General features: G+C 62.1%; 10 protein-coding genes. 5 read left to right on the forward strand and 5 right to left on the reverse strand.

The annotated features are described in order from the left end of the window. The 5 genes from ACVJGD_RS19520 (at position 1) to ACVJGD_RS19540 (ending at position 8182) form a co-directional block, all read left to right on the forward strand. Positions 1–315 carry a non-heme iron oxygenase ferredoxin subunit gene (locus ACVJGD_RS19520; protein ID WP_456635871.1) on the forward strand — a complete coding sequence of 105 codons (315 nt, stop codon included), beginning with the start codon at positions 1–3 and terminating at the stop codon, positions 313–315. After that, on the forward strand, positions 302–1048 hold the full coding sequence (locus tag ACVJGD_RS19525) for a TetR/AcrR family transcriptional regulator (protein WP_456635872.1): 747 nt from the start codon (positions 302–304) through the stop codon (positions 1046–1048). Before ACVJGD_RS19520 ends, ACVJGD_RS19525 begins: the two co-directional genes overlap by 14 nt. A 2-nt stretch (positions 1049–1050) precedes the next feature. Next, a complete protein-coding gene (locus tag ACVJGD_RS19530; protein ID WP_456635873.1) occupies positions 1051–1932 on the forward strand; it encodes a VOC family protein in 882 nt (293 codons plus the stop codon). A 22-nt stretch (positions 1933–1954) separates the two neighbouring features. Next, positions 1955–2803: a VOC family protein gene (locus tag ACVJGD_RS19535; protein WP_456635874.1), complete on the forward strand. Its 849-nt coding sequence runs from the start codon at positions 1955–1957 to the stop codon at positions 2801–2803. A gap of 219 nt (positions 2804–3022) precedes the next feature. Then, the gene (locus ACVJGD_RS19540; RefSeq protein ID WP_456635875.1) at positions 3023–8182 is read left to right on the forward strand and encodes a trifunctional serine/threonine-protein kinase/ATP-binding protein/sensor histidine kinase; all 5160 of its coding nucleotides are present in this window, start codon (positions 3023–3025) and stop codon (positions 8180–8182) included. Between the two features lie 35 nt (positions 8183–8217). Here the strand turns inward: ACVJGD_RS19540 and ACVJGD_RS19545 are convergent, their stop codons facing one another. From ACVJGD_RS19545 to ACVJGD_RS19565, 5 genes are all read right to left on the reverse strand, one after another. Beyond that, positions 8218–8706, reverse strand: a complete 489-nt coding sequence (locus tag ACVJGD_RS19545; RefSeq protein ID WP_456635876.1) for a YkgB family protein — start codon at positions 8704–8706, stop codon at positions 8218–8220. A gap of 180 nt (positions 8707–8886) precedes the next feature. Next, positions 8887–9657 carry an SDR family oxidoreductase gene (locus ACVJGD_RS19550; RefSeq protein ID WP_456635877.1) on the reverse strand — a complete coding sequence of 257 codons (771 nt, stop codon included), beginning with the start codon at positions 9655–9657 and terminating at the stop codon, positions 8887–8889. A 41-nt stretch (positions 9658–9698) separates the two neighbouring features. Then, on the reverse strand, positions 9699–10673 hold the full coding sequence (locus ACVJGD_RS19555; protein ID WP_456635878.1) for a zinc-binding alcohol dehydrogenase family protein: 975 nt from the start codon (positions 10671–10673) through the stop codon (positions 9699–9701). 40 nt (positions 10674–10713) lie between these two features. Further along, positions 10714–11574, reverse strand: a complete 861-nt coding sequence (locus ACVJGD_RS19560; protein ID WP_456635879.1) for an alpha/beta fold hydrolase — start codon at positions 11572–11574, stop codon at positions 10714–10716. A gap of 117 nt (positions 11575–11691) precedes the next feature. Further along, positions 11692–12696 carry an alpha/beta fold hydrolase gene (locus tag ACVJGD_RS19565; RefSeq protein WP_456635880.1) on the reverse strand — a complete coding sequence of 335 codons (1005 nt, stop codon included), beginning with the start codon at positions 12694–12696 and terminating at the stop codon, positions 11692–11694. Between the last annotated feature and the right edge of the window lie 323 nt (positions 12697–13019).

Here is a 13019-nt window from a genome sequence, read left to right on the forward strand (position 1 = left end):
ATGACCAAGGACGTGTTGATCGGGAGTCTGGACGAGTTTCCGCCGGGAGAGGTTCGTCAGGCGACGCTGCCGGATGGCACCAATATCGCCGTGTACAATGTGGATGGAGCGATCTATGCCACGGCTGATCTGTGTACCCATGGCGAGGCTTCGCTGTCGGAAGAAGGGATTCTGACGGGGAAAATCGTCGAGTGCCCGTGGCACTTCGGCACGTTCGACGTCACAAATGGGCAGCCGACCGGCATGCCCTGCACGGTCGCGCTGAAGACCTTCCGGGTCAAACTGAGCGAAGAGGACGTTTATGTCGAATGCTGACAAGACGAAACCAGAGGCGCGCGGAGGTCAGGCGTCCCTGCCCCGCGCGGCGACGCGGCAACGGCTGCAATCGCGCCGCAACAGCTCGAGCGAGCCGAAATACGCCGCCAGACGAACCCAGGCGGAGCGTAGCGAAACCACGCAGACCCAATTGATCGAGGCTGCGGTGAAACTGGTCCGCGCCAACGGGCTGCGCGGCCTGCGCACGGTCGAGGTGGCCGAGCTCGCGGGCGTCTCGCGCGGCGCCCTGCTGCACCATTTCAAGAGCAAGCACGACCTGCTGGTCGCTGTCATCAGACACGTCAACGAGGTCTCGCTGGTGGAGAGCGCCCGCCGGGCCCACCTCGCCCAGAACAGCGGAAACGATCCGATCGAAGGGATCATCAAGGACGCGCAGGATTTCTATTTCGGCGACTACTTCTTCATCGAGCTCGCGATCGCAATGAGCGCGGACAGCGACTCGCGCATTCTCAAGCGCGAGACATACAGGAACTCCCGCACCAGCCGGTTTTCGGTCGAAGCCGCCTGGCTGGAAGCGCTGGTGTCGTCGGGCGTCCCCAAGCAGCTCGCAAGCGATATCCTGTCGCTCACGCTGAGCGTGGTCCGCGGCTATTCCGTTCGAACCCTGATCGAGAAAGATCCCGAGCAGTTCAGTCGCCTTCTGAAAGTGTGGCGCGACATCGTTCGCCAACACCTGCAGACGGCGATGGCGAACGACAAGAGCCGTGGTTGAAAATGGACGCCAAGCAGTTCACCCCGATTCCGTTGATCCAGCTCTGCTATGTGAGGCTTGCGGTACAGCACGGCGCGGCCGCGGCCGGCTTCGTGACTGACGTTCTGGGACTTCAGCGTGTCACTGATGACAAGGAGCAATTCCTGTTCCGGTCCGACGAGCGCTTCCACACGCTCTGCCTGGCGGAAGGCGCCGACAGGTCGAGCATCGGCGTGGAACTCGCATCCGCCTACGACCTTGATCGAGCGGCCGACGCCCTGGAGCGAGGGGGATTTGAAGTCCGCGAGGCGTCGGCGGAGGAATGCAGCCGGCGTTTTGTCCGGCGCGCGCTGATCATGCGCGACGCGAGCGGCAATGAGATCGATCTGGTATCGCGTCCGGCGGTCAGCGGTCGGCGCTACTTTCCGAGCCGCGATGCGGGTGTCAACGGCTTGCAATGCGTGGGCCTTCGCAGCCGCGCGATCAAGGATGATCTGAAGCTGTGGACCACGATCCTGGGAGCAGCGGTCAGCGATTGGGTGGGCGATATTGCCTATCTCGGCATCGACCGGAAGCATCACCGGATTGCGCTCTACCCCTCCGATCGGGCGGGACTGCTCTACGTCTGCTACGGAGTCGAGAGCCTCGATTCGATCATGCAGAATCACTATTTCGCCCAGGAGCGACAGATCAAGATCCTGCACGGTCCAGGCCGTGAGGCAGCATCCGGCCAGATCTTCCTGCGATTTGCCGGACCGGAAGGACACGTCTTTTCGTACGGACATGGGCTTGCCGACATCGACGCCCGGCACCGTCCGAGGCAATTTGCGCCGGCAGCTTCCTCGCTGTGCGAGTGGGGAAGCGAATGCTCCGAGATTCCAGAGCTGCGGCAAGCCATCACCTGATCTCTGCAGAAGGAGCGCAACCATGATCCAGCTCAAGGATGTCACCTATGCGCGGCTGGGGGCTTTGAGCCTCGAGGAAGCGGAATCATTTGCCACCAGATGCCTGGGTCTGCAGGTGAGCGAGAGATCGCGGAACGCACTCTATCTGCGTTCGGATGAGCGTGCGCATACGCTCTGTTACTTCGAAGGCGACCCGGCCGATCAGACGGTCGGATTCGAAGTAGAGAACGAGAGTGAGTTGAACGAGGCCGCCACGACCCTGGACTCGCTTGGTCATCCGGTGCATGTCGGCTCGGCCGCCGAATGCTCGGCACGCAAGGTTCGCGCCTTCATCGGATTTGAGGATCCCAGCGGCAACCAGATCGAGCTGGTTGTCCGTCCGGAACAGCATGGCCGCCGCTACTTTGCTTCGCGGGACGCCGGAATCACCGGCTTCAGCCATGTCGGCTTGAATTCGACCGATCCGGTCCGCGACGAGAAGTTCTGGACAGAGGTCTGCAACGCGCGCGTCAGCGATCGCATCGGGGACATTGCGCTGATGCGCGTGAACGCGATCCATCACACCATCGCGCTTGCGCCCGCCAGAGGTCCCGGGATCCAGCACATCAACCATCAGGTGCAGAGCAACGACGACGTGCTGCGATCCTTCTATCACTTGTCCGGGCAACGGGTGCCTATCGTCTTCGGCCCTGGCCGTCACCCGACGTCCGGCGCGCGGTTCCTTTACTTCCAGGGCCCCGACGGCATGGTGTTCGAATATTCGGTCGGGGTGGATGAAATCGAGAACGAGGAAACGCATCGGCCGCGCCAGTTCGGGTTCGAACCGACGAGCCTCTGCATGTGGGGATCAAGGTCGAAGCGGGCTCGGTAAAGCGCGCCCGCACAGTCGTTGAATGTGACGGCTAGACCCATACCTTCGTATAGGTTTGCCGCAGAAGATTTGATGCTCGCCAACTCCCCTTGCCGCGCGCGCAGCTGCAATGGCTGTGGTAGATTCTTCGAGAGCACACTGGCCAACCGACGCGGACGAACATTTAGTGCCGCCACTTAACCAAGTAGCGGCCATCGGCCAGACTCCGGAGTCCGGCAGATGAGTACGTCCCCACAACTCCGTACCAAGCGAGATGGTCTCGACGTCGTGTGGGAGGACGGCGAACGCGTCTTCTGCCGCGAGCGGCGTCCGGACGCTCACGGCAAGCTCACTGACGTTCTGATCATGATGCCTGCCGCGGAGCATCCGACACCCGGCTGCCTCGACCGGCTCGCCCACGAATACGCGTTGAAAGATGAGTTGGATGCGGCCTGGGCCGTGCGGCCGCTGGCGTTGATCCACGAGCGCGGCCGAACCATGCTGATGCTCGAAGATCCCGCCAGCGAGCCGCTCGATCGGCTGCTCGGCGCGCCGATGGAGCTGGGCCGCTTCTTGCGCTTGGCCATCGCCATCGCTGCGGCGCTGACGCAGCTCCATCGACGCGGCCTCGTCCATAAGGACCTCAAACCGGCAAATATCCTGGTGAACCGCGCCCGCGGAGACGTCAAGTTTACAGGATTTGGCGTCGCATCGCGCCTTCCGCGCGAGCGCCAGGCGATCGAGCCGCCCGAGACCATCGCCGGCACCCTCGCCTATATGGCGCCCGAACAAACCGGACGCATGAATCGTTCGATTGATTCCCGCAGCGATCTGTATGCGCTCGGCGTCACGCTTTACCAGATGCTCACGGGCGCCCTGCCGTTCACCGCCGCCGATGCCATGGAATGGGTGCACTGCCACGTCGCGAAGCGGGCGATGCCGCCCAGCGAACGGGTGAAGGAAGTGCCTGATACCATGTCGGCGATCATCATGAAGCTGCTCGCCAAGACGGCCGAGGAGCGTTACCAGACCGCGGCTGGCCTGAAGAGTGATCTGCAGCACTGCCTTGCCACGTGGGAGACACAACGCCGCATCGACTGCTTTCCACTCGGCGAGAACGACCAGCCGGACCGGCTCCTTCTTCCGGAAAAGTTGTACGGGAGAGAACGCGAGATCGAGACCTTGCTCGCCTCATTCGATCGCGTCGCCAGGAGCGGTGTGCCGGAGCAGGTGCTCGTCTCGGGATATTCCGGCATCGGCAAGTCCGCCATCGTCCATGAGCTGCACAAGACGCTGGTTCCGCTTGGCGGCCTCTTCGCCTCCGGCAAGTTCGACCAGTACAAGCGCGACATCCCCTATGCGACGCTTGCTCAGGCTTTTCAGACTCTCATCCGGCGCCTTCTCGCAAAGAGCGACGCTGACCTGGCCCCGTGGCGCGACAGCATTCGCGACGCGCTGGAGCCGAACGGCCGACTGATGATCGATCTCGTCCCCGAACTGAAGTTGATCATCGGCAACCAGCCGCCGGTTCCGGAGCTTTCACCGCAAGACGCGCAGCGGCGCTTTCAGCTTGTCTTCCGACGTTTCATCGGAGTCTTCGCCCGGCAGGACCATCCGCTGGTGCTCTTCCTCGATGACTTACAGTGGCTGGATGGGGCCACGTTCGATCTGCTCGAGGACCTGCTGACCCGGTCGGATCTGCGACACCTGCTGCTGATCGGCGCCTATCGCGATAACGAGGTCGGCGCCACGCATCCATTGACGCGAAAGCTCGAGGCAGTCAGCCACGCAGGAGCGCGGGTGCAGGAGATCAACCTTGCGCCTCTCGACCGCAGCAGCGTGAATCAATTCATCACGGATGCACTTCACTGCCAGCAAGCGCGCGCCGCCTCACTGGCGGAGCTGATGCATGAGAAGACCGGCGGCAATCCATTCTTCCTGATCCAGTTCCTGCAAGCACTCGCCGAAGAAGATTTGCTCACATTCGATCATGACACGGCGCGCTGGTGCTGGAATCTCGATCGCATCCACGCCAAGGGCTACACCGAGAACGTCGTGGATCTGATGGTCCGCAAACTAAGCCAACTGCCCGCCGAGGTGCAGAAAGCGTTGCAACGGCTGGCCTGCCTCGGCAACAGCGCCGAGCTGACAACTCTCTCCCTCGTGCACGGCACATCGACGCAACAAGTCCACGCCGATGTTCGGGAGGCGGTTCGTCTCGAGTTGATCGAGCGGCGGGATGGCTCCTACAAGTTCGTGCACGACCGGGTGCAGGAAGCTGCCTACGCGCTCATTCCCGAGGACCTGCGGGCCGAGGCGCACCTGCGGATCGGGCGGCTGCTGGCAGCGCACACGCCACCGGGCCGGCGGGAGAACGCGATCTTCGAGATCGTCAATCAGCTCAATCGCGGCGCCTCTCTCATCAGATCGCGGGACGAGCGCGAACAACTCGCCGAACTCAACCTGATCGCCGGCCGGCGCGCTAAAGCGTCCACCGCCTATGCCTCGGCACTCACCTATCTCGCCGCCGGCACGGACCTGCTGGCTGAGGATTGCTGGGAGCGCCGGCGTGAGCTCGCCTTTGCGCTGGAACTGAACCGGGCGGAATGCGAGTTCCTGACCGGCGAGCCCGCGGCCGCGGAGGACCGCTTGACGGCGCTGTCGAGGCGCGCCGGCAACTCCATGGAGCAGGCCGCGGTCGCGTGCTTGCGCATGGATGTATGTACGACGCTCGATCAGGCCGGACGCGCCGTTGCCATTGGTCTCGGCTACCTCCAGCAGCTCGGTGTCCACTGGTCGCCGAACCCGCCGCATGAGGAGGCACGACATGAGTACGACCGCATCTGGTCCAAGCTGGGAGAGCGCGGGATCGAAGAGCTCGTCGAGCTGCCCTTGATGAGCGATGCGGCCTCCCTCGCGACAATGGATGTTCTGACGAAGCTCCTGCCGCCCGCCCTGTTCACGGATATGAACCTGCTTTGCCTGGTGATCTGCAGGGCCGTCAACCTCAGCCTCGAGCGGGGCAATAGCGACGGTTCGTGCGTCGCCTATGTGCAGCTCGGCATGGTCGCCGGCCTGCAGTTCGGCGACTATGACGCAGGCTTCCGGTTCGGCGAGCTCGGCTACGAGCTGGTCGAACGACGCGGCATGAAGCGCTTCCAGGCTGCAACCTATCTGATCTTTGGCGCGCACGTCGTGCCGTGGACCAGGCACTTCCGGGCTGCGCGTGATGTGCTGCATCGCGCGTTCGAGACCGCCCACAAGAGCGGCGACCTCACCTTTGCTGCATACAGCCGCAGCAATCTGAACGGCAATTTTCTCGAGACGGGCAATCCGCTCGCCGAGGTGCAAAGCGAGGCCGAGAAGGGCCTCGCTTTCGCACAGAAGATGCGGTTCGGGTTCATCATGGACATCATCGCCGCGCAGCTCGGGCTATTCCGGACGCTGCGCGGGTTGACTGCCAAATTCGGTTGCTTCGACGACGGGCAATTTGATGAGCTTCGGACTGAGCGCCATTTCGCCGCCAACCCGAATCTGTGGCGAGCCGAGTGCATCTATTGGATCCTCAAATTGCGGGCGCGCTTCTTTGCCGGCGACTACGTGTCGGCGCTTGAGGCCCTATCGAAGTTGCAGCGGCGGCGATGGACGCCGCTAACCCCGATGGAAGCGGCGGCCTATCACTTTTACGGCGCATTGTCCGTCGCGGCCGTCGCCGGAACTGTCGCCGCCGAGCGTCAGCATCCAGCCGCTCTCGCAGCGCATCACCGCCAACTGCAGGCCTGGGCGCAGAATTGCCCTGACAATTTCGAGAACCGTGCCGCGCTGGTCGGCGCCGAAATCGCCCGGCTGGAAGGCCGCGATGTCGATGCGATGCACCTTTACGAGGAGGCGATCCGCTCGGCCCGCGCAAACGGCTTTGTTCACAACGAGGCCCTCGGTTACGAACTGGCCGCGCGCTTCTATGCGGCCCGTGGCTTCGATGCGTTTGCGAAAACGTATCTGCGGAATGCGCGCAACGGCTATGTCCGCTGGGGAGCCACGGGCAAGGTGCGGCAGCTCGACGAGAGATATCCAGACCTCGAGGAGAAACAACCGGTACCCACTCCAACGAGCACGATCGGCGCCCCGGTCGAACATCTCGACCTCGTAACGGTCCTCAAAGTGTCGGAGGCGGTGTCGGGAGAGATCGTGCTGGAGAAGCTCATCGATACGCTGTTGCGCACGGCCCTCGAGCACGCCGGCGCGGAACGCGGATTGCTGATCCTGCCGCGAGGCTCCGAGCTGCGGATCGAGGCGGAAGCGACTACCGACGGCGCCTCGGTCAAGATCGATCTCCGCGATCGGCCAATCTCCGGCGCTGAACTGCCGGCGTCACTCGTTCTGTACACCGCGCGTACGCAGGAAAGCGTCATCCTCGACGATGCCTCGGCGAGCGGCGCGTTCACGAGCGACGAATACATCCGTCGCAGGCAAGCCCGCTCGGTTCTCTCCCTGCCACTCATGAAGCAAGGCAAGCCAGTGGCCTTGCTGTATCTCGAAAACAACCTTGCGCCCCGCGTGTTCACCCCCGCGAGGATCGCCGTTCTGAAGTTTCTTGCTTCCGAGGCCGCGACATCGCTCGACAATGCTCGCCTCTACCGCGAGCTTCAGGAACGGGAACGGCGATACCGCGAGGCACAGATGGAACTGGCACACGCGAACCGTGTTGCGGTGATGGGGCAGCTTACGGCATCGATCGCCCATGAGGTCAACCAGCCCAACACCGCGGTCGTTGCCAGCGCGCAAGCAGCGCTGCACTGGCTGGATCGCCGACCGCCTGATCTGCAGGGAGCGCGTCATGCGCTGGCCCGCGTCATCAAGAATGGCAATCGGGCCGGCGAGGTCATCGGGCGGATCCGCGATCTCATCAAGAAGACGCCGCCGAGAAAGGATTGCCTGGCGATCAATGCGGTCGTCCGCGAGGTGATCGAGCTCACCCAGACCGAAGCAGAAAGGAACAGCGTCACGGTACAAGCCGCATTTGCAGAGCGCTTGCCCATGATCGAGGGTGACCGGGTCGAACTGCAACAGGTTGTCGTGAACCTGATCCTCAATGCGATCGAGGCAATGAGAGACGTGCCTCCAGGGACGCGAGAGCTATTGATCCGCACCGCAAAGGCCGATGGCGATGGCGTTCTGGTAGCAGTCATGGATTCGGGTCCGGGATTGCCGGCGACAAATCTCGAGCGCCTCTTCGAACCTTTTTATACGACCAAGCCATGCGGCTTAGGGGTCGGCCTGTCGATATGCCGTTCGATCATCGAGGCGCACGGCGGCCGATTGTGGGCCAGTGCCAATGCACCCCGCGGCGCCGTTTTCCAGTTCACTGTGCCCGCCAAATGTGGAGAGCCGAGCTCTTGAAGTCTGCGACAGCAGCGACGAGGACAGGAACCGTCTTACGTCTTGCGTGACCCCATGAAAGATCGCGGCAAGGAGGCGAGAAACAACACGATGCAGACGCAGAGCAGGACGATATCCTTGAATATGAATTCGCCGGTCAGGTTCCAGGCCATCGGGTCGGTCGACCAACTCCATTTGACGACACCCGGCGTCGTGAAGAAGAACGACCAGGTGATGGCGAAGGTAATCACGCCCAGGAGCGAACTGACCGCTGACAGGATCGGGCTGAATGCGCCCGCTGCAAGAAGCACCGCGATACCAAGCTCGGCAACGCCGAGGAAATACGCTTCTCCCCGGAGACCAAACACCGATAACCACGAAATGAATGGACTATTGCTGATGTATTGAACGATGCCCTGCGCCGACTGCAACGTGAACTTCTGCATGCCAAACGACACGAAGATGACGACCATGACCCAGCGCAGGATGGCCAGCATTCGGTAAGACCCGTCGCCTTTCTCGGCGACATTGAACGATGTCTTCATGTGGATCATCTCTTTCCTCGTCTGAGATCGACTACACCGCGTTGAAGTTCATGACATCCGGTACGCATGGGCGGCGTCCGTCGTTACGGGCGCTAATTCACAACGGTGTGTATGAGATGGACCACGATTGTAGCGATGGTCGCTTTCACGCGACGCAACGGCGGATCGGCTCGCACAAAACTAGATCGACTTCACTTCGCCGCCATCGATGCGAAGCTGGGTGCCGGTCATCCACTGCGCGGCAGGGGAAACCAGAAAGGCGATCAGTTCGGCGATATCCTGCGGCTCGCCATAGCGAGAAATGCCGGCTTGCGTCAGAAGCGTCTGCTTCGCCTGCGCGAGGCTGACGTTACGTGCCGAGGCCCATCTTTCGATCATCGCCAGCCGCCGGTTGGTCATGACGGGCCCGGGAGAGACGCTGTTCACCCGGATGCCATCCGTGAGCCCGCGATCGGCAAAGGCCTTGGCCAAAGCGACGATCGCGGCATTGATGACTCCGACCGCGGCGGCCGATGCGCCTGGCACTTCCGCAGTGTTGCCGGCCATGAGGACCACCGCGCCCTTTGCCGCCTTCAAGGCCTCCCATGCTCGAAGCGTCAGCCGGCGGGCCCCATGAAGCTTCAGCTCCATGCCCGCACTCCACTGCTCGTCCGCCATCTGGAACAAATCGATTCCCGGCACTGCACCGGCGATGTTCAGCACCGCGTCGATCCGGCCGAACTTCGCCAATGTCCGGCTGACGACAGTCTCGGCGGCGGTCGGAGCCATCAGATCCAGGTCGATCACAAGTGGCTCGGCCCCGTTCGCCCTCACCTGTTCGGCGGCCTCGCCGAGCTCGGCGGCGCTTCGCGCGGCGAGGACGACCGCTGAGAAATCACGGGATAATCTGATTGCAGTCGCTTTACCGATACCGGAGCTTGAGCCGGTTACGATCGCTACCGATTTGGTCATGGTGCCTTGCTTTGTTCTGTCCGGATTCTTGGTTCTTGGGCTCACGCGTGGACCACGACCATTTTTCCTGTGGCCTCATTGGCCTCCATGACGCGATGCGCCTCGCGGATCTCTTCGAAACGGAAAATACGGGTGGGCTTCACGTCGAGCCGGCCCGCCGCGGCGTCCGCAGCGATCTGCTGAAGTGGCACGTCCGAGAGCGGGAAGCCCTCGGTCCCGAACACGAAGCTGCCGAAAAAGGTCAGATAGACGCCACTGGCCATTTGCAGCAGCGGGTTGAAGTCGGGGATCGGATCGAGCCCGCCAAGCCAACCGGCCAGGCAGGAACGGCCGCCCCGCCGAAGCATGGCGAGGGAATCGAGCATGACGGTATTGCCCACCAGGTCGAGCACCGCGTCGATCTTCTTCGCCTCGGGAATGACCTTCGACAAATCGCGGCGCTCGACTTCGCAGCGCTCGGCCCCGAGCTTTTCAAGCATGGCGAAGCGATCGCGGTTACGGCTGGTTGCGATCACGCGGGCTCCGGCATTGACGGCCATCTTGAGCGCCGCCTGACCGAACGAGGAGGTTGCGCCACGAATGACGAGCAATTGCCCCTTCTTGATCTCGAGATTGCGGAACAGGCAAGTCCATGCGGTCGCATAGGTTTCGGGAATCGCGGCGAGTTCGGCCCAGGGCAGGTCCGCTTCGATCCGCGCGACATTTGAAACCGGTGCGCGGGTATATTCGGCATAACTGCCATTGATCGTGCGACCGAGCCCGCCCATCAGCGCGGCGACCTTGGCGCCGATCGGAAACTCGCCACCGGGACAGGATTTGACGAGGCCGACGCACTCGATGCCGCTGACGGGAGCGGCCTCCGCCCACTCGCCCCTGCGCATATGCATCTCGGCGTGGTTGATGCCGAACGCCTTTACCTGGATGACGACGTGTCCCGCCTTCGGCTCAGGCTCCGGAATCTCCTTGATCACCAGGCTGTCGAGGCCACCAAATTTTTCGAGGACAATTGCGCGCATCGGATCACTCTCTGGAAAGGGTCAATTCCGGCGGTACGTCTCACTTCACGCGCGAAAGAAAATCGCGGATCGCTGCAGCGATCTCCACGCAATGAGTCTCAAGCGCAAAGTGGCCGGTGTCGAAGAAGCGGACTTCCGCGCCTGGAATATCGCGCTTGAACGCCTCCGCGCCTGGCGGCAGAAAGAACGGATCGTTCTTGCCCCAAACCGCCAGGAACGGCGGCTTGTGCTTGCGGAAGTATTCCTGAAAGACCGGGTAAAGCACGACGTTGCTCTTGTAGTCGCCGAACAGGTCGAGCTGGACCTCGCCGGCGCCGGGGCGAGCCAAATAGAAGTTGTCGAGTGAATAGCCGTCCGGGGACACAGAGGTCGTGTCGGGCACGCCGTGCGTATATTGCCAGATCGTCGCCTCGGGGGCGAGGAAGGATCGGAGCGTGTTGCGATTGGCCTGCGAAGGATCCTGCCAGTAGGCCCGGATCGGATTCCATCCCTCGCTCAGCCCCTCCTCATAGGCGTTGCCGTTTTGCGAGATGATTGCAGTGATGCGCTCGGGATGGCGAACGGCCAGTCGAAAACCGGTCGGAGCGCCGTAGTCGAACACATAGATCGCGAAGCGGGCGAGCCCGATCACTTCGGTGAAGCGCTCGATCACGTCGGCCAATCGGTCAAACGTGTATGAAAAGCTGTCGCGAGACGGCATGTCGGATTGGCCGAAGCCGGGCAGATCAGGCGCTATCACGCGAAAGCGATCCGACAAGGCCGGGATCAGCTCGCGAAACATATGGCCGGCGCTTGGGAACCCGTGAAGCAGCAGCAGTGCTGTCGCATCAGCCGGCCCGGCCTCGCGGTAGAATACCTTGAACCCGTCGACGTCGGCCTTCCGGTAATGAATCCTGGTCATGAAGAGTTCCTGCCTTGCTCGAGCTAGTAACCATCTTATAACGGGCTAAATGGTTACTATACCTACGTGACCGTTCCAGTCCATCCAGCTCAATTCCACGTGACTGCCTTTCGCGGATCAAGCAGATAGGAAGGCGTCCAGGATTTCGGTTGTTTCCGTGGGGTTCTCTTCGGGAAAGAAGTGACCGCCTTTCATGGCCCGTCCCTGTACATCGTCGGCCCATCTCCGCCAGATTCCCAATGAGCCACCATCCTGTTCGTAGAAGGTATCGAGCGGTCCGCCGGCAGCCCAGAGATGCAGCATCGGGCAGGCGATACGCCGCGAGTCTTCCCTGTCCTTCCTGTCGTGCTCGATGTCCAGGGATGCAGCCGCGCGATACTCCTCGCAGATCGCGTGCACCCGAGCCGGATCGCGATAGGTTTCGGTGTACGCCGCTCTGACATCGGGGCCAAAGGAGCCCTGGCCAAACGGATTGTCGAATACCGCGCCGGGTGCGCCCAGGAGATACCTTTCCGGAAGCGGCGCCTGCTGGCACAGAAGAATCCAGGGCCAGTACGTCATGGCGAACTTTGCATCCGCGCGGGACCATCCCTCCGAGATCGGGATGACGTCGAACACGGCCAGACGGCGCACCCTTTCCGGATGATCGAGCGCGAGGCGATAGGAAACGCGGCCACCACGGTCATGCCCGACGAGATCGAACTTCGAGAATCCAAGCTTGTCCATCACCGCCACAAGTTCGTTCCCCATTGCTCGCTTGGAATAAGGGTAGTGATCCTCGGCGGAAGCGGGCACGCCGCTGCGGCCATAGCCGCGTAGATCGACGCAGATCACCGTGTGCCTGCTCGCGAGCTCGGGCGCTACGTGGCGCCACATCAGGCCGGTTCGGGGAAACCCATGCACCATGAGCAGCGGGGATCCTTTCCCGTAACGCCTGATGAAAATGGTGTTGTCACCGACATCGATCTCCGCCGTCTCAAAATGATCGGAAGCGGCCGATGCGGCCTCGCCAATCGTCTGAGCGGCGGCGCGTTGCGACAGGGTGAACGACAGTGCCGTACCGGAAGCTGCGGTGATTGCACGGAGCAGGGTGCGACGCGCGACGTCTGTCTTGTCCGTCATCTGTTGGTATCTCCCTTGACCACATGCAGGGTTCCGCCTCACGCGGGCGCAGTAACTTGTCCGTTACCGCCTCGACGGTTATGGCACTTCTTGATATGGCTGTTCCGGTCCATCCAGACCGATCTCACGTGACTATCTTTCGTGGGGTAAACTGGTTTGGTTACAGGGGACGCCGATCGTCATGGAAAATTTCTCGCGTGCCGCATGGCGGGGTTGACCGCCGGGACATGCGGCGGCGGAAACAGACGAACTGCTCCCACGCGTGGTGCCGCAGGATTGTTGGTGTCCATGGAGAACGGTTATGGGCGACAGAACCCACGACG

The sequence above is a fragment of the Bradyrhizobium sp. USDA 10063 genome (assembly GCF_054063735.1).